Annotated in this window: 16 protein-coding genes and 1 pseudogene; 5 read left to right on the top strand and 12 right to left on the bottom strand. The window is 37.6% G+C overall.

The window, feature by feature from the left end; all coding sequences use genetic code 11:
- Positions 1 to 10: 10 nt before the first annotated feature.
- From Q5W13_RS01045 to Q5W13_RS01060, 4 genes are all read right to left on the bottom strand, one after another.
- Complete coding sequence (locus Q5W13_RS01045) at positions 11 to 1090, bottom strand: sulfatase-like hydrolase/transferase (protein ID WP_304445063.1); 1080 nt, start codon at positions 1088 to 1090, stop codon at positions 11 to 13.
- The gene (locus Q5W13_RS01050; protein ID WP_304445064.1) at positions 1054 to 1488 is read right to left on the bottom strand and encodes a sulfatase-like hydrolase/transferase; all 435 of its coding nucleotides are present in this window, start codon (positions 1486 to 1488) and stop codon (positions 1054 to 1056) included. Before Q5W13_RS01050 ends, Q5W13_RS01045 begins: the two co-directional genes overlap by 37 nt.
- 5 nt (positions 1489 to 1493) lie before the next feature.
- Entirely contained in the window at positions 1494 to 2366 is an 873-nt protein-coding gene (locus Q5W13_RS01055) for an alpha/beta hydrolase (protein ID WP_304445065.1), read from the bottom strand.
- 122 nt (positions 2367 to 2488) lie between these two features.
- The gene (locus Q5W13_RS01060; protein ID WP_304445066.1) at positions 2489 to 3688 is read right to left on the bottom strand and encodes a glycoside hydrolase family 88 protein; all 1200 of its coding nucleotides are present in this window, start codon (positions 3686 to 3688) and stop codon (positions 2489 to 2491) included.
- Between the two features lie 749 nt (positions 3689 to 4437).
- On the opposite strand from Q5W13_RS01060, the gene Q5W13_RS01065 reads away from it, so the two are divergent.
- Genes Q5W13_RS01065 through Q5W13_RS01075 form a run of 3 tightly spaced genes read left to right on the top strand, consistent with a single transcriptional unit; the run spans position 4438 to position 9489 of the window.
- Entirely contained in the window at positions 4438 to 4998 is a 561-nt protein-coding gene (locus Q5W13_RS01065) for a carboxypeptidase-like regulatory domain-containing protein (protein ID WP_304445067.1), read from the top strand.
- On the top strand, positions 4907 to 7675 hold the full coding sequence (locus Q5W13_RS01070) for a SusC/RagA family TonB-linked outer membrane protein (protein ID WP_304445068.1): 2769 nt from the start codon (positions 4907 to 4909) through the stop codon (positions 7673 to 7675). The genes Q5W13_RS01065 and Q5W13_RS01070 overlap by 92 nt, the downstream gene beginning before the upstream one ends.
- Before the next feature lie 29 nt (positions 7676 to 7704).
- On the top strand, positions 7705 to 9489 hold the full coding sequence (locus Q5W13_RS01075; RefSeq protein ID WP_304445069.1) for a RagB/SusD family nutrient uptake outer membrane protein: 1785 nt from the start codon (positions 7705 to 7707) through the stop codon (positions 9487 to 9489).
- Between the two features lie 132 nt (positions 9490 to 9621).
- On the opposite strand, the gene Q5W13_RS01080 is transcribed toward Q5W13_RS01075, so the two are convergent.
- A complete protein-coding gene (locus tag Q5W13_RS01080; protein WP_304445070.1) occupies positions 9622 to 13764 on the bottom strand; it encodes a hybrid sensor histidine kinase/response regulator transcription factor in 4143 nt (1380 codons plus the stop codon).
- Between the two features lie 313 nt (positions 13765 to 14077).
- On the opposite strand from Q5W13_RS01080, the gene Q5W13_RS01085 reads away from it, so the two are divergent.
- Entirely contained in the window at positions 14078 to 14455 is a 378-nt protein-coding gene (locus tag Q5W13_RS01085; RefSeq protein ID WP_304445071.1) for a hypothetical protein, read from the top strand.
- An 81-nt stretch (positions 14456 to 14536) separates the two neighbouring features.
- Positions 14537 to 16834, top strand: coding sequence for a TonB-dependent receptor (locus tag Q5W13_RS01090; RefSeq protein ID WP_304445072.1), 2298 nt, complete (start codon positions 14537 to 14539; stop codon positions 16832 to 16834).
- Between the two features lie 82 nt (positions 16835 to 16916).
- Here Q5W13_RS01090 and Q5W13_RS01095 read toward each other — a convergent pair whose 3' ends face one another.
- The 7 genes and pseudogenes from Q5W13_RS01095 to Q5W13_RS01120 all read right to left on the bottom strand — a co-directional run bounded on the left by Q5W13_RS01095 (position 16917) and on the right by Q5W13_RS01120 (position 23617).
- Positions 16917 to 17123 carry a YgaP family membrane protein gene (locus Q5W13_RS01095; protein WP_155597136.1) on the bottom strand — a complete coding sequence of 69 codons (207 nt, stop codon included), beginning with the start codon at positions 17121 to 17123 and terminating at the stop codon, positions 16917 to 16919.
- Positions 17124 to 17141: 18 nt separating this feature from the next.
- The gene (locus tag Q5W13_RS01100) at positions 17142 to 17447 is read right to left on the bottom strand and encodes a hypothetical protein (protein WP_304445073.1); all 306 of its coding nucleotides are present in this window, start codon (positions 17445 to 17447) and stop codon (positions 17142 to 17144) included.
- An 11-nt stretch (positions 17448 to 17458) separates the two neighbouring features.
- Positions 17459 to 20691 (bottom strand): annotated as a pseudogene (locus tag Q5W13_RS01105) (efflux RND transporter permease subunit).
- Positions 20692 to 20830: 139 nt separating this feature from the next.
- Positions 20831 to 21130 (bottom strand): hypothetical protein, encoded by a 300-nt coding sequence (locus tag Q5W13_RS24495; RefSeq protein WP_497582341.1) that lies wholly within the window; start codon positions 21128 to 21130, stop codon positions 20831 to 20833.
- Complete coding sequence (locus Q5W13_RS01110; RefSeq protein ID WP_368662395.1) at positions 21114 to 21914, bottom strand: efflux RND transporter periplasmic adaptor subunit; 801 nt, start codon at positions 21912 to 21914, stop codon at positions 21114 to 21116. Before Q5W13_RS01110 ends, Q5W13_RS24495 begins: the two co-directional genes overlap by 17 nt.
- A 39-nt stretch (positions 21915 to 21953) precedes the next feature.
- The gene (locus tag Q5W13_RS01115) at positions 21954 to 23255 is read right to left on the bottom strand and encodes a TolC family protein (protein WP_438364199.1); all 1302 of its coding nucleotides are present in this window, start codon (positions 23253 to 23255) and stop codon (positions 21954 to 21956) included.
- 167 nt (positions 23256 to 23422) lie between these two features.
- Positions 23423 to 23617, bottom strand: a complete 195-nt coding sequence (locus Q5W13_RS01120; protein WP_304445075.1) for a DUF6132 family protein — start codon at positions 23615 to 23617, stop codon at positions 23423 to 23425.
- Positions 23618 to 23729: the final 112 nt, after the last annotated feature.

Here is a 23729-nt window from a genome sequence, read left to right on the forward strand (position 1 = left end):
TACAGTATTCTTAATTACGGGCCCAGATATGGCTATCATTCAATAGCTCTTGGTACTCTTGGCTCAACTGAATTTTCATCTGTTCAAAAACCTCAGGATGTTTTTTTGACACATCTTGACTTTCCTGAACACCTTCCTTTAAATTATACAGTACAAAATCTGAGAGCTCCGCATTTTTCACCAAAGCCTCATTTCCGCTATGGACATTCAGTATTTTTGGTAAGTATCCCTCCTTTGTTTTAAGTTGGGCCATTATCTTCCAATCGTCACTACGCATAGCTACCACACGTTCGTTAAGCGCATTATAAAAACTCCATATTAATGGTTTCTGGCGTTGTATATTACCCGTTTTTAAAAATGAAGCAAAGGACTGTCCGTCTAATATTTTTTTAGGTAACCCAGCTCCTGCCAATTCAGAAAAAGTAGGTAAAAAATCTAAGGCCGATATGACCGCATCCGTAGTTCCATTAAAAGTGTCCTTACCCAACCAATTAATAATACAAGGAACTCTAAAACCCGCTTCGGTGGTCCATAATTTCATACCCTTTAAATTGCCAGAAGAACCAAAAGAGCGTTTTGCCTTGGGATACCTGTTTAAAGTTTCAGGTCCATTATCTGAAGTAAAAACGACCAATGTATTTGAGTCTAATCCCTTTTCCTTTAAGTAAGCCAGCAAACGTCCAACAGCTATATCAACATTTTCTACATTGGCAAAAAACTCGGCCTCTTCTTTAATATCCGTGAACTCCAGGTACTTATTAACCAAACTTTCCGGCGATGCTATGGGCTCATGTGGTTCATGAAATGCCACTTCAAGAAAGAAAGGGTTTTCCCCTTCTTTTTTATCAAGCCAATCTATGGCCTCATCTACAATTAGTTGGCTACTAAAACCTTCCAACTGGCCCACTTCAGAACCATTACGAACAAAATTCTTGGGATTTTTATGTGTTGGCGAGGCATTGTTATGAGTAGCAAACCAATGTTCAAAACCAAAATGATCAGGTTGCGGTTGTTTTCCCGAATTGAACAACGAACTTCCGTGCCATTTACCCACTAGACAAGTACTGTATCCCACCTCTTTAAGCAACATGGAATAGTTTCCTCTTCCGCACGCAAATGCACTAAATCCTTTAGGTCTTCCCTTTGCGTATTTCCACCTACTATAAAATCATACAATCCGGCCCTATTAGGGCTTCTTCCTGTTAAAAGTCCTATTCTGGAAGGTGAGCAAACGGGAGCAGCCGAATAAAAGCTAGTCAGTTTTATACCCGACTCCGCCAATGCATCTAAATTAGGTGTTTCTATAAAAGGATGTCCAAAAGAAGAAAGGTCGCCATACCCTAAATCATCACATAACAGAACAATAATATTAGGTTGTTCCAATTTCTGAGCATGTACCTCCTCTTTGGTAGTTTTACATGAAACCAAAAGACCAAAACCTATTAATGTTACCAGTATTTTTATAACTCCAGCACGTCTCTCTTCCATAGTAATTATATTGTAGGCTTCCCTTTCAGGTATCCTATCGATTGAAGAAATTTATCGGCTTCTCTCGTAGTCTTAACATAAAACTCGCCGTTACTTCTGGGTTTATTAAAAAACCCATGAGTTTGATCTTCGTACAAAAAGAGGTCGCATCTGCTTCCTACTTCCTCCATTTTTGCTTTGTACTTTTCCATTGTAGATACTGGTATTAAAGCATCTTTTGTACCCAGAAAAATAATAGTAGGTGCAGTTCCCTTTTTAATATTGTGTTTTGGAGATATCTCCAAATGACGGCCGTTCATCCGCTTATATTCGAACCCATCAGGGCCATTATCGATTACCGGGTTGTAAAGCACCAAGGCATTAGGTTTTGCACTTACAGAAAGGTCGTCTGTAGATTCATCCAAACCATCCAATGTGGCCGCTGCGGCAGCCAAATGTCCGCCAGCAGAACCTCCTGAAGCTACAATTTCATTAGGGTCGATTTGAAATTTAGCTGCATTACCCCTCACAAACCTCATAGCCGATTTTGCATCACTCACCGCTTCAAATGGTGTAGTCTGGTGTCTAGATTTCACACGATAGTCAACCAAAAAACCAACCATACCCCTAGAAGCAAAGTATTTTGCCTGGTCCTCAAATTGCTTTGTAGTTCCACCGTTCCATCCGCCACCAAAAAAGAATACTATAGCGGGATATTCCTTCTTTGGTTTTAGGTTTTCAGGATATAGCACTTGCATTTTTAGCGTATCTCCATAAATAATTTTATAGATAATCTCATCTGGCAAAGATGGAATTGACACGTTGCCTCCTTGACTACTTGCTGTGACCAATACCAAAAACATTAATACAGGTAAGACTCTATTTTTAATTTTTTTCATTCGGTTGTTATTTTTCAGTTCCATTCCTCCCGCTATATAGCAGCTATCCTTTGCATGGCAAACCTATATGTGCTTCTACTCCACATTCTTTGTGACGCAAAACCATTACCCCTACATCAAAATTATTTAGATGCTTCAAGTTTTTTCAATCGTAATAAAGCTTCCATATAATAATAATCCGCATAAACAATTGGCATATCTATTTCCGAGTTATTAGGGTGATGTCCTGTAGAATGTAACAGAAGAGATTGATTTGTATCTCCACTATAATAAGGCTCACTGGATAATTTTTCTAATAAATCTTTAGCTGCATCAATATATTTTTGTTTCAAACTAGCATCTTCAACAAGTCCGGAAAGCTCTAACAAGCCACAAGCGGCTACAGCAGCTGCAGAAGCATCTTTAGGTGAATTCGGAATCTTGGGATCATCAAAATCCCAGTAAGGAATACCATCTTTAGGTAAACGCTCCAAAAAGTGATCAGACAGTTTGATTGATGTATTTAAGAAATCTTTGTTACCCGTTTCTCTGTACGCAATGGCAAAACCATATATACCCCATGTCTGCCCCCTGGCCCACATAGAATCATCTGCATACCCTTGGTGAGTCATCCCTTTAAGGAACTCTCCTGTTTCACTATCAAAAGAACCTAAGTGAAACATAGAGCCATCTTCTCTAACTAAATAATCCATAGTTAACTTTGCATGACTTTCAGATAGATCGTATAAATCTTGACTACCTCCGTTCTTAGCCGCCCAAAATAGCAACTCTAAATTCATCATATTATCAACAATGGTATTATGATTAAATTTACTTGTCATAACCGGCCATGATAAAATACTACCTACTTTAGGATTGTAAAGCGTTGCCAATGTATCTGCAGCGGCCAATAATACCTTTTTATAATCTTCATTGCCCGTTAATCTGTACCCATTACCATAACTACAATACAGCATAAACCCAATATCATGATTATCTGCTGGGCTATATGCTATTTCTTTTAATGCCTCTGTAGAATTCATGGCACTTTCCTTTATTTCGGAATCGTTGGATTGCTCATAAGCATACCACAATACATAAGGCCAAAAACCGCTACACCAATCCCGTACACCTACCATTTCCCAATTGGTCTGTCCTTTTGGAATATTTCTAGGAAATTGATCTACGCTTTTTACCGTTTCCTGTACTTCCTTAATTTTCTTGACATTCTCATCAAGCACTTTCTCTGCAGAAAATTGAACAACTTCCTTTTCTTTTACTTTGGAAGCACACGAAAACAATAAAAACGAAACAAATAAAATTAAATGTAGCCTTACTCTCATCTGAAATATTTTAGATATCCTGAGGATATCATTAAAATTGGTTGATTAATTCAAAACGAAACCTTTCGAAATGAATAAAATCTACTCGCAATATGAGCAGGTTTTATATTGAATTTTCGTTCTGTACAATTTTACCGAGAATGATGATAAAGACTCATAAATTATGATTCATAAGCTATAAAATAATAGCCTTTTACAGCTAATAGAGGCGAAATTTATACGTTTACCCTCAAAACCAAAGCAATTCCCTATAGTTTTAAGAATATTCTCTTTTAGTGTTTAAAGAAGACTTTTAGACTTTGAATATGCATCTGTTTTTTTGACTTGCTTCTGTTTGAATTTCTGCAGATTTCCCTATTTAAAATTATATTTCAAATATCACCCTACCTCTATTAAACCAACATTTACAGTACTTGCGAGAGTACTTAAGGGGTTTTTGAATGTAACATACTTAAGTTTTCCCTTAAATACTTCCAAAAACAGGCATGAGATTACTTCTTAAAATCGTGCAACTCTTGCTTCCGATAATCACCTTGATAATTTGAAGTTTTTATCTACTCTTTTTTATGAATACCCAATTTTAAGCCCATGTAAACTGATAATGAACAATAATTTATAATCAATGAATGATAATTTATCGATACTGCTTTCAATTCTTTTTAACATTGGCTTAACAATTTTTGAGTACTCATATTCTACAGTATGAATCCAAAAAATTAATTCAACAAAAACTATTAAATAACACTTTTATGACCACTGAAAAAAGAAATCGAACCAACTTAAAGTATGTAGCTGGTCTATTAGGAATCTTAGGGTTTTTAATAAGCGGCGCATGTACAAATTTATACGCTGCAACAAGCAGTCGTATTATTCTTGACGTTAGGGATACGCAAGATTTAACTATTACAGGAACGGTAATAGCAGCTGAAGACGGAATGCCTATTCCCGGGGCCAACGTTATAGTAAAAGGAACCAATACTGGAACTACTACAGATTTTGACGGGAACTTCTCAATTAATGTTCCTTCTTCTAATAGTGTACTCGTATTCTCTTCTATTGGGTTTGCACAAAAAGAAGTTACAGTGGGAAGCAACTCTACAATCAACGTATCATTGGACACGGATGTTGCCGCTCTTGATGAAGTTGTTGTGGTAGGTTACGGTACCGCCAAGAAAGAAACCCTAACCGGTTCTATTGAACAGGTCAAGGCCGAAGCTTTTGAAGATATTGCAACCGGTAGCCCGGCTTTGGCTCTACAAGGTAGAACGCCAGGATTGGTTGTTACCCGTACGTCTTCACGACCTTGGTGACGAAGGTGTTAACTTCCTTATTAGAGGAGCTTCTTCTATTAATGGTATAGAGCCCCTTATTGTTATTGATGGTATTCCTTCTATAAATTCATCTTCTTTTAATGACATGAACCCAAATGATATTGAAAGTATTAGTGTTCTAAAAGGTGGTTCTGCATCTGTATATGGTTCACGTGCCGCTGGAGGTGTTATTCTGGTTACTACTAAAAAAGGAAAAGGAGATGTTAAGGTAGATATCAGCACTATTTCACGAATAGGAACTATAGGAATTCGTCCACCATCGCCAAGTATGTCTGAATATGGACAACTGTATGCTGCTGCTGCAAGAGAAGATATTGCTTCTGGAAAACCTCCTCGTTATTTCTTCTGGAATGATCTTGAAACTGTAGATAGGATTGCATCTGGAGATGAAGGATACTATGATTTGCCCATAAACGGAAATATATGGTTAGGTGATGCTCCTAGATTTGACGAGATGTTTGGTAACTCCTACTCTAGTCAGCATAACATTAGTGTATCCGGAGGTACTGAAAAAAGTAATTTTCGTATTTCTGCCGGTTATGACAACAATGTTGGTGGTTTAAAAGTTGCCGACGATAGTTCAGATCGATATAACTTCTCAATAAATTATGGTGCAGATATTAGTGATAAACTAAGCATCAATACAAATGTCACCTATTTCAACAATGCTTTTTCAGGACCTTCCGGAGGTTTAGGAAGAGAAGCTGCTACATGGGATGCTCCCTTATTCCCAACATATAACGCAGATGGACAATATTACGCCAATTTTGGAGGTGTTAATATTACAGGTGATAGAAACGGTATAGCACAAGTTAAAGATGCGGGGCGTGAAAATAAGACTATTGAGCAATTTAAAATATCCGCACTTGCTATCTATAAGTTAACGGATCATTTAGACTTTACTGGATCCTACGCCATCAGTAAACAAAATAGTGAATACCAAAGATATAATGTATCTGTGCCCCTTTATAGTTGGGACGGAGGTTTCTCCAATAATATAAATAATACAACTTTTATAGAAGAAGGAACTGGACCGGATAAAAACGACGGTAACATTACCTATAAGAACTATAAAGGAGCCTTGAACTATTCAAATAATTTTGGAGATCATAACATATCTGGGCTACTTGCCGTAGAAGCTGAGAAAAATGAAATTAATGAATATGCTGTTAGAAGAAACGGGTTTGTTGATTATGGCGTGTACGACTTAAATGTAGGAGCTACAGATCAACTTGTTACTACTGCAGGCGGTGGTAATATCTGGGGTTCTTTTGGTTATATCGCACGTATAAATTATGATTATAAGAGCAAGTATTTATTAGAAGTACAAGGTAGAAGAGATGGGTCTTCAAGATTTGCAGAAGGTGCCAAATGGTCTAATTACGGTAGTATTTCCGGTGGTTGGGTTATAAGCGCAGAAAACTTCCTTAAAGACAGTAACACGGTATCCTTTTTGAAATTACGTGGTGGTTACGGTGAACTGGGAAGTACATCTGGTATTGGTAATTTTGGGTATTTATCAACTGTTGGTTTTGGTACCACTGTTTTTGGGGAAACCAATGCAACGCAACAGGCAACTTCTAGAGCCAGTAGTTTATTCAGTAGTTCTACTACTTGGGAACGTATTGTTACAAAAGAGATTGGTCTGGATTTTAGATTATTCAACAACAAGTTATTTGGTTCTGTAGACCTTTACCAGAAAGACAATGTTGGAATGCTTGTTAGAGGAATTGAAACCGATGTACTTGGAACTGCTACTCCGTTTACCAACATAGGTACTTTAGAAACAAAAGGATGGGAAGCTATGTTAGGGTGGTCTGGTAACATCGGTAAAGTAGATCTAACCGTGAGTGCTAACATGAGTGATACCAGAAATGAAATTACGCAATATGATGGAGCTCAAACTATTTTTGAAAACTTAAATGATGCAGAGAGTGGTAGAAACATTTTGAACAAACCTATCAACTCATTTTATTTATGGGAAACAGATGGTTACTTTGATTCACAGGCCGAAGTTGACGCCTACTACTCTAGTCTAAACGAAGGAGGTATTTTACCATCACAGAGCTCTAACGATGCATTACGCCCAGGAGATATGCGGGTTGTTGATTCCAATGGAGATGGCACCCTTGATAATGAAGATTTAACGTATAGCGGAGACGCTGCCCCTCATTATGTATATGGATTCAATTTTGATGTAAAGTATAAGAATTTTGATGTAAGCGCATTTTTTCAAGGTACGCTTGATCATAATATATATAGAACGGGATATTTCGCACAACCTTTTCAAGCGGAATGGCAAAACCAATCTAACACTTGGTTAGGAAGAACATGGACAGAGGATAACCGTAATGCAGAGTTTCCTAGATTAACAACCCAACGTGGGCTATCTGCATGGAACTACAGAAGTAAAGATCATATCTTACAGAATAACAAATACATGAGACTAAAATCTCTTATTGTAGGATATAATTTTAAAGGATTAGAAATAGGAAATACACCTATTCATAACCTACGTCTATATTTTTCAGGAAACGATTTGTTTGAGCTTACCAGTGTAAAAGATGGTTATGATCCTGAATTCCAAGCTAGCTCTAATAACAGTGCCTATCCATTTATGCGTACATGGGCATTAGGTTTAAAAGTATCTCTTTAAGACAAACGAACAATTAAAATTATATACAAATGAGAAAATTAATATATATAATATTACCATGTGTAATATTATTCTTTGCCTCGTGTGAAGACGAATTTATAGATTTAGATCCGCCAGCTTCAATCACAGAACAAGTTTATTATAACGAAGCTGAGCATTTCCTAACTGGATCCAATAGTTTTTATAACAACTTGTTAGGATGGGGAGACCAAGGAATCTACGCCGATCACGGTTCTGATTTAGTTGGTTATTCTGAAGATAGTGAAATGCAGATTTATAGCAGAGGTGACACTCAGGCTCCGGAAACAGATGGTTATTACGCAAGTGCGTACCAAGCCATTAGAGATATGAACCTTTTACTTCAACGAGCAGAAGCTTACGAAGGAGAAGATAATATTGGAGAATATGTGGCTGCTACTAAATTTCATAGGGCTTGGCAGTACTTCTTTCTAGTACAACGGTTTGGAGGTGTTACCTTGGTTACACGACCCTTAGATGTTGGTGATGAAGAATTGAATGCACCGCGTAATAGTAGATACGAAATTATTGCCCAAGTTTTAGCTGATTTAGATGATGCTATAGCTGGTTTGCCTACAGAACAGAATATTAGTTCTGGTGATAAAGGAAAAATAAGCAAGTGGGCTGCCATGGCTTTTAAAGCAGAAGTTTTATTGCACGAAGCCACTTGGATGAAATATGTTGATACCGCCACAGATGGTGATGGTATTGCTTCTGGAGCTGGTAGCGCAGGATTTGATGCTTCCAATATTACAGCATACTTACAAGAAGCTGTAACGTTGAGCAAAACAGTAATGGACCAAGGTGGTTTTGAACTATGGAATTATAATGATGTTCTTGATAACCTGAGTTCAAACTTCTTATTCAATTTAGAAGATGGCGGTTCCAACCCAGGCGGTTTGGACAAGGCTACAAATAAAGAGTATATTTTTTATAGTAAATACGATTTTACTTTTAAACAGGCCAATACACTTGTAAGTCACGTTTTCGAAGGCAGAGTAAAGCCTAGTAGAAAAATGATAGATATGTTCTTATGTGTAGATGGTCTGCCTATAGACCAATCTCCTCAATTTGAAGGGTATACAGAAACTCAAGATGAGTTCCAAAATAGAGATTTTAGGATGAGAGCTTATTTCACATACCATAAAACTCTTGGCCAGATACCTCAAACTGGAGACGAGGTTCTAAATGGTACAAATAGTTTTGGTTACAGAAATTCAAAGTTCATGAGCTGGAACTGGGGAACAGACCTTGCCTATAGAGCCACCACAACAGAAAGCTATGACATGCCTTTAATTCGTCTTGCAGAAGTATATTTAATGTATGCAGAAGCTTTATATGAGCTAAATGGTACCCTTACCGATGATCAAATGAACGAGTCTATTAATTTGGTAAAAGCCAGAGCCGGATTACCACCACTTACCAATTCTTTTTTAGCCGCGAATAATCTTGATTTAGAAACAGAAATTAGAAGAGAGCGTACCATTGAGCTTTATGCAGAAGGTGCAACAAGGTTTAACGACCTAAAAAGATGGGGTATTGCAGAAGAAGAATTAGGTGAAACTATTTATGGAGCCGTTATAGAAGGTACTGTTTATGAAGGAAATCCAGATTTGTATGATGCAAGCGCCTATGGCTTTGGAGAAGAAACCACAACGACAGGAGTAGGCAATAGAAGGTGTATAGTGGTACAGCCTTCATCTATTCGTAACTTTTCTATAAAGAACTATTTATTCCCTATCCCTACATCTCAGATAGGTTTAAATAGCTCCTTATTACAAAACCCTGGATATTAAAATTTTGAGCATCCATTTATATGGATAAATTGTTTGTTTAGTTTTGAGTTAGTTTAGTAAAAGGCAGTTGTATTCCACCTACAGCTGCCTTTTCTTTTGAGCTTATTTCTAGCAAGAAGACAAGGGTAGCCTTTAGGTATCTTGGTTTTCTTGTTGATCCATAAATTCTGTAGGGGTTACATCAAATAGCTCTCGGAACGTTTTACTAAAGTACGCTGTAGAATTAAAGCCGGTCATATAGGATATTTCCTTAACAGAGTATTTATTCGCTTTTAAGAGCTCTGAGGCATAGCGTAAACGTACCGTACGCATATAATGACTCGGGTTTTTGCCCGTTAGAGAATTTATTTTTCTGTACAATTGAGACCTACCGATTCCCAACTCTTTTAGGAGATCTTCTTGTTTAAAATCCATATCCCCAACATTGTCCAAAATAGTTTTTGTGACCTTATCCAAAAACACCTCATCAATAGTATTGGTGGTAACTTCACTTGCAGGAAAGATGCCCCCAATTTCAGAGAACCGTTGTCTTATCCTCTTTTTGGTTTCTAGTAAGTTGTTGATACGAGCAATTAAAACTCTAGTCACAAACGGTTTTGACAAGTAACCATCCGCTCCACTATGGTACCCTTCTACCCTATCATCATCTAAACTTTTAGCGGTTAGCAATAACACAGGAATATGACAGGTTTCAAATTCGTTTTTAAGGTTCTTACAAAGCTCAAAACCATCCATTATGGGCATCATAACATCACTTATGATCATATCTGGTAAATGCTTTTTGGCCATCTTCAACCCCTTCTCTCCATTCGCAGCCTGCTTTACTTGATAAAACTCCCTAAGGTCATTCACCAAATGCGTACGTAACTCCTTGTTGTCTTCTACCACAAGAACTGTTGGGCGATCCTTATCTCCCGTCTGTTCTTGAAAATCTTTGCTTGTCACCAATTCATTGGTCGTAAGCATTTCATACTCCACCGCTTTCATGGAATTAATACGGAACTCGTTCTTAATATTTTCGGTTTCTATGGCTTCCTTATCAAGATTTAAAGGCAACCTGACTATAAATTTACTTCCTTTTTTAGATTGACTTTCTACAGATATATCGCCTCCGTGCATTTCAGCTAAAGCTTTACTAAAGTTCAGCCCAATACCCGTTCCTGTCTTTGATGGATCTAGGTTATAGAACCTAGAGAAAATGTTTTTCAGTTGTACCTTATCCAATCCCCTACCGGTATCTTTCACTATAATTTCTACATAATCGCCCATTTTTTCTCTGATGAAAAGGACCGAGTCGTAGGTTTTCACTTTTTTAGTAATCTTATTTATGGATACTTCAATAGTTCCTTCTGGCGGAGTGAACTTTATAGCGTTGGAAATTAAGTTGGTTATTATTTTTTCGACTTTGTCCAAATCAAAATGTGCTTGTATTTTCTTTGAATCTGCTGTAAACGTATAGTTCAGTTCCTTTTGATCTGCCAAGTCTTTAAAGAGCATAAAAATATCCTCAGAAAACTTCACAATGTTTCCTTTTTCCAATTGTAATGGCATCATTCCAACATCCATCTTTCTGTAGTCCAAAAGCTGATTTACCAAATGCAAAAGCCTTCTGGCACTACGCTGTATGGTCTGTGCCGAATTCATCATAGGGCTAGACTCATTAATGCTAGAGAGTATCTTATCTACAGGATTTAAGATTAAAGTTAATGGAGTTCTAAACTCATGCGAAACATTTACAAAAAACTGAAGTTTCATCTGATCTAGCTCGTGCTTTTGACCCTCTCTTACTTTTTGAGTGTAATAATACATCACCGCCCAAAGAAGAAAACCGCCGGCAATGGCATAAACAAGGTACATCCACCATGTTTTCCAAAACGGGGGCAAAATCTCTATATCCATCTTTGCAGAACCGGCATTGCCCCATTTCCCATCTACAGATGCCTTTACTTCAAAAGTATAATTACCTGGTTCAAGGTTAGAATGGTTTACCACCCTATTGTTTCCAATATTTACAAAATCATCATCCAACCCTTGCATTTTATAAGCATATTGCACTTGCTCCGGGTTCTCAAAATATAGCGCTACAAATTCAAAGGAGATATAGTTCTCATCGTACTTTAGTTTAATTTTCCCAATAGAATCCAACGCACTATTAATCAATACACGACCGTTAATAGAATCGCCTTTAACTACTTTCTTGTTGTTGAGTTTAAAGCTTGTAATAAGCGGTTGCAGCTTTACATCTGCAGGTAATTTTATATTGTCCGGATGAAATATATTAAACCCGTTTAGCCCTCCTGCCAAGATTCTACCATCCTTGGTTTTATCTATTGACTTTGTTTGAAATTCTGCACCTTGCAGTCCGTCATGAACATTAAAATTTCTAATCTCGTTCGTTACCGGATTTAGGAAAGAAAGTCCACTTTTTGAGGTTATCCAAAAATTGTGATTATCATCTTCTTGGAGACCAACTACCAAGTTATTAGGAAGGCCATCATGCGAGGAATATGATTTGATCTGCTTTAGGTTCTCATCAAGAACAAAAATCCCTGAATCCGTACCCAGCCATATGTTTCCCTTATAATCTTCGGTTATAAAATTTATTCTATTTCCCTCTACTCCTTCTTCATAAACCCTTGCAAAATCTATATCTTTTGGAGCAAACTCAGTAAGCTTATCTAGCTCAACTATATTCAACCCAAGAGTAGTTCCTATTAATAACCGTTTTTTAGAATCTACATACAAATACAGGATAACATTACTAGTTAAACCTATATCCTTTAAGGATGTATTCCTGTAATTGCTAAATACTCCCGTTGTAGGGTCTAAAAGGTTTAGACCATCTGTACGCAGGCCAATCCAAATTCTTTTTTCAAAATCTTCTAAACCCGCCCACACAGAATTCTGACCTATAGATTTAGGGTTAAATACGTCATTTTCATAACGCTTAAAAACCTCTTTTTCCGGGTCAAAACTGTTAAGGCCTCCGTCTAAAGTACAGATCCAAATTTTACCGTCAGAGGACTCAAACGTATATAAAATTTTATCGGACGATAAGGAGTTTGCATTACCGGGAACATTCTTATAATGCTTGTACGATTCATTCTTTTCATCAAATAGATTAAGGCCTCCATTATAAGCCCCCAACCAAATTCTGCCTTTTGCGTCTTGTAATACAGACTGTACTATTTTCTCGCTAAGCCCTTCAATACTGTTGGGTTGATGATAATAATGACCAAAGGAATACTTTGATGGATCCAATTTACTTACTCCCTTATCATAACTTCCTATCCACAAAATCTCATTCCGGTCCTCGTATATTATAGAGGGTTTATCATTGGCCAGCGAGAAAGGGTCAAAAAGGTTATTTACAATTTGCTGGGTTATTTTCCCTTGTTTCTTATCATATAAATAAATGCCATGGCCATCTGTTGACAGCCAAAAAATACCGTTATCATCTTGATAGATATTGCTTACGGGAATATGAAAATCTACCAAAGAAAGGTGTTCAAATTCGTTTTTATCCCGAATCCAAAAAATCATATCAGACAGATCATTTCCTATTAAAAAATCACCATCGCTATCAATAAATACTCTTTTAGGTATATGGTTTAGTTCGTAGGGATTGCCACTATCAATAAATACTCTGTCAAAATCATCTTTGGACCTATTATATTTATTAAGATATTGCCCGTCTGTGTTAATCCATAATTCTTCCTTACTGATCAGTATAGAATTAACATTGTTGGAATCTAAAGACCTATCATTTGTAGCATCGTTTAAATAGTATGAAAACTTTAAGTTATGAAGCGTATCTACATCCGTAAGTTTAATTTTAATAACTCCATTTTCAGTAGCTACCCAAATATCATTGCCCTTGTCATCATAAACCACATCGTTTATAATCTTTCTAGGGCTACTTGATAAGGACAAGGGACCATAAAGATCAATATGCGTGAATTTGTTGGTCTCCTTATCATAGACATTTAAACCGTTATTGGTTCCCACCCATAGTTTTCCATATCTATCTTCGGTTATCGTATTTATTCTATTATTACTTATGGAAGTAGTATCGTTTAAAACCGACCTAAATATTTCAAACTCATAGCCATTATATCTATTGAGTCCGTCAATAGTACCAAACCAAAGAAAACCTTCTTTATCCTGAAATATCTCTGAACAAGTGCTGCTAGACAACCCTTCCGGCGTTTCAAAATTCTCAAACTTTAGGGTGTTAAACTGTGCACTCAATGTTGTTGAGAGAAGTAGAAGCAATAAATAAATAGGTTTTACAGTAACCATGTACGGATTGGACTTTATCGTGTGCGTAAACAACAAATATAATTTAAGGGGAAAATCTACGAAAAGATGCGCTAGAACCACAGTAAAATCGGGAATAATTTTGAGTGAACGGTAACATTTTATTGATATTTAGTGAGAATACGTTAGCACCTTACTACTAGATGTAAGCGTAGTAAATCGGATAATTTTCTGCAAATCGGACTTTTTTATCCAATTATTTTTGAAAAATGGTCATAAGGTGACTTTTGTCACATTCTAAACCAAAAGTTGCTCCTAAATTTGCGGAGTGAAACCATCGCAACTACTCATATCAATTCTATTCTTGGCCATAACTCTGGCAAGCAGTTTAAAAATTGCAGGGACTATTGGTTACTATACTTTGTTCACAGAGAATTTTATTGAAACACTTTGCGAAAATAAGGATACCCCAGAACTACATTGCGACGGAAAATGTGCTCTTTCTCAAATGATGGCACAAGAGAACCCTAACGATAAAGAACCTATAAATCTTGATATTCTAAAAATTGAAACTGTTCTATTCTTACAGTCCGTTTATACTATTGAGTTTCCATCTGTCTTTGTTTCACACGTTTTTGATGTATCCTATACGGATAACTACTACTTCCGTTTAATGGACCAAATTAAACATCCTCCCAGAGTTTAAAATTATACTTCAACCTCTTATTCCGAAGGCTTTTAGCAGCGTTCGAAAGTATTTACATGTATAATTTTAATTATTCAAATTATGAATTTCAAATATCTATTGGCGTCCCTACTGTTCACCATTGGTCAACTTAGCATGGCTCAAAATTTTAACGGAAAGGTATTAGATAGCCAAAATAACAGTCCCCTCTCTGAAGCACATGTTTTTTCTCAAAAAGGCAGTGCCACTTATACCGATGCAAATGGGAATTTTCAACTCTCCATTCCTGAAAAAGGTACTACCGTTACCATCTCTTATATGGGGTATAAAACCATACAACAATTTATATCTCCTAATAATACCACAAACCAATTTCTTATGGAGGAAGAACCTTTTGAGGTTAATGGGGTTATGGTAACCGGTAACGCAAAAATAGACCCTGTATTTGCCGCAGTAACAAATGACTACGTCAAGAAAATAGTGCAACCTAGAAACGTTGCCGATCTCTTTAACGACCTCAACGGTTTTTCTCTTATTAAACGAGGTAACTATGCAATTGATCCTTCTTTTAGAGCTACCCAATATGAACAGTTAAATGTACAGTTTGATGGTGGCACCAAAGCCATGCACGCCTGTCCAAACCGGATGGACCCTATTACTACACATGTTATTCCTGAAGAAATAGAAAGAATAGAAATCATTAAAGGCCCTTATACCGTGCGCTATGGAGCTACGTTTGGTGGTATCGTTAATTTGGTTACTCAAAAACCAGGAATTGATGACTATGGCATTAGCGGCAGCGTTCAAGCGGGTTATGAAAGTAACGGAAACTCATTGGTTTCTATGGCACGTTTACAACAGGCTACAGAAAAATATGATGTGGTGGGCAACGTAGGTTTTAGAGATTTTGGCAATTATGAAGATGGTGATGGTGTTGAGATTCCTTCATCTTTTAGAAGTTTGGATTACGGATTACGCGTTGGCTATAATTTTACCGAAAACCAGCGGCTACAAGCACATTGGCGACAATCATACGGAAGAGACGTATTGCATGCCGGACTTCCTATGGATACAGAAACGGACGACAGTTCTATCTTTTCGTTGGATTATAACTTAAATGGCCTGACTGGTGTACTCAAAGGTTTGGATGCCAAAGTCTACTATAGTTATGTAGATCACTTGATGACCAATGCCCAACGCCCAACTTTTATGATGGTAGATGCCGTTTCTTCTGTAGATGCGGTTACCGCAGGAGGAAAATTAGAACTGGAACTTAAACCCTCTGAAAAGCTAACCTTGTTTACTGGTGTTGATATGCTGCATATTGCTAGGGACGGACAACGTACTAGACTGGTTAAACAAAATGCAATGGGCACCTTAGCTACCCCTATGGAATTTACGGATAAGGTTTGGCAAGATTCTTATATCAATGACTTTGGATTGTTTGTGGAAGGTAAATACCCTATCAGCAACAAAACCATTCTAACGGCTGGTTTGCGATATGATGGAGTGATATCCGATATAAAAGACCCTGAAGCAGATTTTGCTGCATTATATACGGATTTAGATAAACGTACAGAACATAACATAAGCGGTACGGCATCTATCAAATATGCCCTATCTAGTCAGTTTTTAATGGAAGTTGCCTATGGTAGAGGCGTTCGTTCTGCGAATATGGTTGAGCGTTTTATCAATCATTTTAGCGTAGGGCAAGATTCGTATGAATACATTGGTAACCCTAATCTTGATGCTGAGATTAATAATCAATTCGAGGTTGGTTTTAAAGGAAAAATACCTTTGGAGGCCAATGGTTTTGACCAGTTTAATTATGGTAGTTCTTTCTACTATTCTTTCTATGAGAATTATATTGTTGCCGTAATTGACCCCACCCAAAGCCGAAAGTTCATGCCCATGCAAGAACCCACAAGCGTAAAGGTTTTCAGAAACCTGAACGATGCTTATAAAACAGGATTTGAGGTAAACGCCGGTGTAGACTTTTTAAATGATTTTAATTTTACTACGGAGCTGTCTTATGTATACGCCAAGAATAAAGACTTAAACGAATCCTTACCGCTAGTACCTCCTTTTGTAACTAGATTTAAACTAGGTTTTGAAAAAGAAAAATTCTGGGCGAACGCCAATTATACCTTAACATCAAAACAAGATAACATTGCTTCTTCTTTTGGAGAAACTGTAACAGATGGTTATGATGTTTTGGATATTCGTTTAGGCGTGGTTCCTTTTAAGAATATTACTATAGGAGTTGCCGCTTTAAATGTATTTGATAAAACATATAACAACCACTTAAATTTCTCTTATAACAATCAAACAGATTTTGATAGTGTTCCTATCAATGATCCAGGAAGAAACTTATCTGCCTTTGTTCAGTACAAGTTTTAATCCTATTCATAAACAAAAATGTCCCGTTGAACTTTACGTTTAACGGGACATTTATATTTGATATATTCTAAAATATAGTAGTTTAGATACTACAACCTTTCCCTTCTTTCTTGACGCCTAACTTTACAAGAATAGTTTCTAACAAGCACCACTTTGTAAATGCAGATTGTATAAGGTTTACCCCTATGAACACGGTAAACCACAACCAGTTTATATTTACATACACGGCCAGAACAACACTTAGCAAAACCATTACACCAACGATAACTCTAAAATATGTATTTAGCATTTTGATTGTTTTTTAAAATTAAATAGCCCTTTCAATAGGCACTACAGCTGCCTTAATAGGATTACTAGTTTTCAAGTTTGTATTGAATTCGGTTATTAGAATAAAAAGAGCATCAATTTTATCCTCTTCAACAAAAGAAAAGAACAAACTAGATTCTACACCTTCTTTTTCGCTGGGAAACCAACTGGCTGCCCGTAACACTTCGGTATGATTTTTATATCCATCAATACCTGAACTGCTAAAACTATCTATTTTCGCTTCCTTAAAGAGTCGCAAAATTTCCTTTTCAAATTCGTGTACGACCGTTACGATTAGTAATTTCATCTTTATCTTTTTTAGTCTTCTATCTTATCTTCTACTTCTTTCATTTCCGTTTCAGGATAGTTTTTACGCTCTATTAGATAATAGACCAATGGCACCACTAACAAGGTCAATACGGTAGAAACAATAGTCCCACCCATTAAAGAAATTGCCAAGCCTTGAAATATTGGGTCAAATAAAATAACGAAAGCTCCAATAACCACCGTTCCCGCAGTTAACAAAATAGGGATTGTACGTACGGCACCAGCCTCTATTGCAGCTTGTTTTATAGGAACACCTTCTTCAAGGCGTAGATTTATAAAATCTATTAGCAGTACGGAGTTTCGTACCATAATACCGGCCAAGGCAATCATACCTATAAAAGAAGTTGCCGTAAAAAATGCACCCATGATCCAGTGTCCTAAAACAATTCCTATTAATGATAAGGGTATGGCCACCATCATAACAACTGGCGCCTTAAAGTTCTGAAACCATCCTACGATCAAAATATAAATGAGGATAATGGCTCCTAGAAAGGCAATTCCTAAATCTCTAAATACCTCTAGTGTAATCTGCCATTCCCCATCCCATTTAACGGTATAGTTATCTTCAAATTCAGGCTGCCCTAAATACATCTCATTAATAGTATACCCTTTTGGCAAGGCTATCTCTTTTAGCTTTTCTTCCATGCCCAAAATGGCATATGCCGGACTCTCTAATTCTCCCGCCATATCTGCCATTACATACACCACTCGTTTTTGGTTTTTATGGTTTATGCTTTTTGCACTTATAATTTCTTTAATATCTACCAAGTCAGCAATGGGAACCATAGTACCCTGTTTAGAGATAATTTTTAACTGAGAAATATCAGAAATAGTTGATTTCTCCTTTTCATCCAAAGCCAACACTAAGCCAACTTGATCCGTGGCATTTTCATCGTATAAATTGGTTATGGCCCTATTAGACAATGCCATATTCATGGTGTAAGCAATTTGCTGCGGCGTAACACCATAAAGCATTGCTTTTTCTTTATCAATCTCAAATTGATATTCGGTTTGGTCGTCTTCTACCATCCAATCAATATCTACAACATCATCTGTATTTTTTAGAATATTTTGAACACTATTGGCAACCTTGATCTGCTCGTTATAATCCGGTCCATAGACTTCAGCAACAATAGTTGATAATACAGGAGGTCCGGGCGGTACTTCTACCAATTTTACATTGGCATTATATTTAGCTGCTATTTTTTGAATATCCGGTCTAAGCAATCTAGCAATATCATGACTCTGGGCTGAACGCTCCTCTTTATCAATAAGATTCACTTGAATATCTGCCATATTGCTACCTCCACGTAAATCATAGTGGCGTACCAAACCGTTAAAAGTAATAGGTGCGGAAGTACCAATGTAATTCTGGTAATTGACCACCTCTGGGCGTGTAGACAAGTACTGAGAAATTTCTTGAGTTACCACTCCAGTACGTTCCAGAGTAGTTCCTTCTGGCATATCAATCACTATTTGAAACTCATTTTTGTTATCAAAAGGCAACATTTTAACGGCTACAGATTTCGTAAAAAACAGCATCACAGAGCCTATGAGCAATAAAAAAGTTACGCCTAAAAACAACCATCGTTTGCTTTTATTTTCAATAAGTGGTCGTTCATATTTATTATAAATTCTATAAATAAAAGTCTCCTCCAAAGGTTTTTGTTGCTTTACTACTTCACCTTTCTTATCCTTTTCCCTTAGAAAAACAAAACCTAAATAAGGGGTAATGGTCAAAGCAACAAACAAGGATAGAATCATGGCAATAGAAGCACCAATAGGCATCGGAGCCATATATGGACCCATTAATCCCGATACGAATGCCATGGGCAATACGGAAGCAATTACGGTAAAAGTTGCCAAGATGGTTGGGTTACCAACTTCGTTAATGGCGTACAACGCGGCTTGTTTAAAAGGCAAGCGTTTCATCTTAAAATGCCGGTGCATGTTTTCGGCTATAATAATGGAATCATCCACTACAATCCCGGTAACAAAAACCAAAGCAAAAAGGGTAATTCTGTTAAGCGTATAGTCTAACATGTAATAACTTAACAAGGTTAACGCAAACGTGACCGGCACAGATAAAAACACCACTAGCCCACCACGCCAGCCCATAGCCAACATAACTACCAACGTCACGGCAATAATAGAACCGATAAGGTGTAACAGAAGTTCAGATACTTTATGCGATGCCGTTTCTCCATAGTTTCTGGTAATTTCTACGTGAACATCATCGGGGATTAAATTTTCGCGTAAATGCTCAACTTTACTAATAACAACATCTGCAATTTTCATGGCATCCGCACCTTTTCTTTTCGCTACGGAAATGGTTACGGCAGGGTATTCAGATTTATAATCGATTACCTTATCACTTGCTTGTCCAAAACCTAAGGACACATAACTTTGTGGAATTTCAGGACCATCAATAATGTTCGCAATTTGCTTTAAATAAACGGGTTGGTTCTGTTGCACGCCAACTACCAGATTTTCAACATCGGAAACCGAAGCCAAAAAATTACCCGTATTTATCAAAAACTCCGTGTCATTTTTATCAAAGCTGCCCGAGCTTAGCTGCGCATTATTGGCCTTGATCATTTCAGAAACCGATAAAAAATCCAATCCGCTAGCGGCCAATTTATCCTTATCTAAAACCACGCGCAACTGGCGGTCCTGATTACCAATTTTATGGGTAACCGCAACATCGTTCACCTTTTTGATTTCACTTTCCAACTCCTGCGCCATTTGGCTTAACTGGTACCCATCGTAATTTTCGCTCCACAAGGTTAGTCCAAGCATGGGTACATCATCAATAGCCCTGGTTTTCACCAACGGAAACGTTACGCCCTGCGGCATCTCGTCCATATGCTTATTAATTTCGTTGTAGAGTTTTACAAATGAGCGCTCAATATCTTCTCCCACATAAAACTGGACAATCACCATTCCCTGCTCCTTCATAGACGTAGAATACACATATTCCACTCCCTTAATATTCGATATTAATTGCTCTAAAGGCTTAATCACCCGCGACTCTACTTCAGTAGGACTCGCATAGGGTACCCCACAAAAATATCGGCCATAGGCACATCTATCTGAGGTTCTTCTTCTCTAGGAATCAAAAACGAACTGTATACCCCAATGACCATAAAAACAACCATTAACAACACTGTTAACTTGCTACCTATGAACATTTTGGCAATTTTACCTGCTAATCCTTCTTTCATCGCTATTTATATTATTTTGGGCGTTCGGGCGGGCTTTTCACTTCTACTCCTCATGCTATTTATCTGTATCCAGATCAAAAGCATTGTGGGGTATCCGTTGCAATCCCTAACGCAACCGCTCGTTATCTTCTCTATCTTTTTACTGTACGCTAACCTTTACCCCATTGAATAATTTTCCTTCAGAAGAAACGACGTATTGTTCCTCTTGAGACAATCCTGAAAGTACTTCCACCTTATCGCCAAAAACCCGTCCTAAACGTAACCAACGCAACAAAGCGGTTCCGCTCTGGCTTATGGTATAGACGCCGGTCAATTGGCCTTTTTCAACTAATGCTTCGGTAGGAATCATAATGGCACTGGCATTTGCTTTTCGTGCAACAGGAAACTGAACCGTGGCATACATACCGGATAAAATCTTAGAATCAGAGGCATCCAACATCACCTTTCAGGTACTGCCCGCCTGTATTCTTGGCAGAGCTGCTCACTTCTGTTACTTTACCTTTTACTGTTTTATGCAATGATTTTATAAGAACTGTTACTTCAGTATTAAGCTTGATATCCAAAATCTCTGATTCTGCTACCATAGTCAAAACTTGATGTTTTCCAGGAGACTCTACTTCCAACAATGGCATTCCCGGGTTGGCCATATCGCCTGCGTTTATAAACTTGTTCGTTACCACTCCGGCAAAAGGAGCGCGAATATTGGCATACCCCATTTGAGCGTTCACTCCGTTTTTCATTTGTTTTGCACTTTCCAAACGCGCCTGAGCCATATTATAATTGGCCGTTATATCATCTAGCTCTTTTTGCGAAGCACTGTTCTCATTGAACAAATTTCTAAAACGTTGGTAATCCTTCTCCGCATTGGTAAAGGCTGCCGTTGCTTCTGTTATTCCTGCATTTACTTGTGCAAGCTTGGCGGAAACATCTGCATTGTTTACACTCAATAATAATTGGCCGTTTTTTACCTTATCCCCTACTTTCACGTAAATCTTATCTACATACCCCATCATACGGGTGCTGATATTGGCACTTTTGGCCGCCTCAATTTTACCACTAGACGTTACGAACGAATTCTCTGTATTCTCAGCTACCGTGCGCACTTGAACGGGAACCGCCGGGGAATTATCCACAACCGCTTTCTTTTCTGTTTCTCCACAGCTAGCCAATACAAGTGTCATTGTTAGAACTGCTGTTATTATGTAATTTCTGTTTTTCATCATTTTAGAATTAAGTACTAGGTAAAAGTGTATCGTAGTTTATTACTTGGTCAAGAATTGTACATATGCCAGAGCATAGTTATGTTGAAAAATGGTGCTGTAATATTCCAGTTGTTTTTGGGCATATTGGGTTTCGGCCATTAATACATCGGTCGTTTTTTCCAATCCCTGTTGAAAGCGGTTGGTGCGTATCCGTAAAGATTCTTTGGACTGCTCTAGGGCAAGAGCCGTAAGCTCCAAGTTGTTCTTGGCATCTTGGAGCGAACGTTTGGCTCTATTCAGCTCTACCTGACTTTCAGCTGTATATTGCTCTAATTCTATTTTTGATTTTTCGTATTCCGCTTTACTTTTTTGAGCTTTTCCGTATCGCTTACCTCCTTCTAGAATATTCCATTTTAGCTCGGCCCCAAACAAATATCCGTTAGAAGCCCCTTGAAAAATTTCGTCATCATGAAGTTCATAGGTCCCAAAAGCATTTAAACGTGGCAAGAAGCTCATTTTATCTGCCTTGTGCATTTGTTCGTAAGCATTACTTGCAGATGACATGGCTAGAATATCCGCTCTGTTTTCAGAAAGCTGGTGTACCGCCGCATCACTAATTGTAACCGTTAGTGAATCTGTGGGCTGTAAGATTGCGTAGGTTTTATCATCCATTAAAACCGATAAGTAATTAGATGCATTTTGAATATTACTCTTTGCATATTGCAACTGGTTCTGTATCTCACCTACACGGACTTCTACGGCAAGAACATCTGATTTCTGTAAATACCCCTGCTTAAAACTATTGTCTGCAATACGTTTATTCTCTACTGCGGCTTCTTTTGCTTTTTCTAAAACTTCTACCGTTTTATACGCCAACTGTAGCTGCATATATGCCTTTTCTATCTCCAGCGACATATATTCCTGAGTACGTTCTGACTGTAGCTTGGTGGCATTATACTTGGACTTGGCCGCCTTGCGTTGGTAGATCCCATCAAAATTAACCAGTGGTTGTTGTACCTCTATTCGCGTAGCGAAATCTTCAATTTGACTAGGATTGTTCAGTAAATCCGGAGCAAAATCACCTGAAGTCAAAATAGATTGATTTAACTTAGAACCAAATGCCATTAACGGGTTGGTAGTTGCTATTCCCGTATGTGAAACTCCTATACTAGGCAACAAGGTGGCATTGGTCTGCCTATAATCTCCCAAGGCTGCCAAAATATCTTGTTCCGCCATTTTTAAGGTGTTGTTGTTTTCGTTTACCTTGGCAATGACCTCAGCTTTTGTAATCAGTAGTGTTTCCTGTGCTTCTGCAAAAAAGGAACCTCCCAGAAAAACCAATATCAAGAAAATATACTTCATCATTAATTTATTTTCTACAAAATTACGGTCGCGTTCCTAGCTCCACAGTAACCATTGTTACCATTCAAAAAAGTATTGCATCGCTCATTCTACGAAATAAAAAAAGGCCCCTCGTTTACCGAAGCGCCTATTGTTGACTTACCTATATTATTTAATATCTAACTAACTTATTTTTTAGGAGATTTTACGAACATATTGAATAACAACCCTCCCATAAGAGCTCCGTACAACGTACTGTTCAGAGGTTTGGAAGTGATGGCACAAGTACCAGAAACACAACCAATTTCTGAATAATACATGTACCCAGCAATTGCTCCCACAGCAATGCCAATAGCCGTAAGCAAAACTATCTTTCTTGTCATTATGATGTTGTTTTTCGGGTGCCACCATGGCCTCCGGCCACAACAATCAATATCTTTAAACTCAACCAAATGAACTTGAAGAATTGAATGATAGGATTCCTCATAATGAATC

This window comes from Zobellia laminariae (assembly GCF_030553095.1).
GTDB lineage: Bacteria > Bacteroidota > Bacteroidia > Flavobacteriales > Flavobacteriaceae > Zobellia > Zobellia laminariae.

Coding starts and splice junctions, on each gene's coding strand:
- Q5W13_RS01045 (WP_304445063.1), bottom strand. CDS start 1,090: ATGTTGCTTAAAGAGGTGGGATACAGTACTTGTCTAGTGGGTAAATGG.
- Q5W13_RS01050 (WP_304445064.1), bottom strand. CDS start 1,488: ATGGAAGAGAGACGTGCTGGAGTTATAAAAATACTGGTAACATTAATA.
- Q5W13_RS01055 (WP_304445065.1), bottom strand. CDS start 2,366: ATGAAAAAAATTAAAAATAGAGTCTTACCTGTATTAATGTTTTTGGTA.
- Q5W13_RS01060 (WP_304445066.1), bottom strand. CDS start 3,688: ATGAGAGTAAGGCTACATTTAATTTTATTTGTTTCGTTTTTATTGTTT.
- Q5W13_RS01065 (WP_304445067.1), top strand. CDS start 4,438: ATGACCACTGAAAAAAGAAATCGAACCAACTTAAAGTATGTAGCTGGT.
- Q5W13_RS01075 (WP_304445069.1), top strand. CDS start 7,705: ATGAGAAAATTAATATATATAATATTACCATGTGTAATATTATTCTTT.
- Q5W13_RS01090 (WP_304445072.1), top strand. CDS start 14,537: ATGAATTTCAAATATCTATTGGCGTCCCTACTGTTCACCATTGGTCAA.
- Q5W13_RS01095 (WP_155597136.1), bottom strand. CDS start 17,123: ATGCTAAATACATATTTTAGAGTTATCGTTGGTGTAATGGTTTTGCTA.
- Q5W13_RS01100 (WP_304445073.1), bottom strand. CDS start 17,447: ATGAAATTACTAATCGTAACGGTCGTACACGAATTTGAAAAGGAAATT.
- Q5W13_RS24495 (WP_497582341.1), bottom strand. CDS start 21,130: ATGTTGGATGCCTCTGATTCTAAGATTTTATCCGGTATGTATGCCACG.
- Q5W13_RS01110 (WP_368662395.1), bottom strand. CDS start 21,914: ATGATGAAAAACAGAAATTACATAATAACAGCAGTTCTAACAATGACA.
- Q5W13_RS01115 (WP_438364199.1), bottom strand. CDS start 23,255: ATGAAGTATATTTTCTTGATATTGGTTTTTCTGGGAGGTTCCTTTTTT.
- Q5W13_RS01120 (WP_304445075.1), bottom strand. CDS start 23,617: ATGACAAGAAAGATAGTTTTGCTTACGGCTATTGGCATTGCTGTGGGA.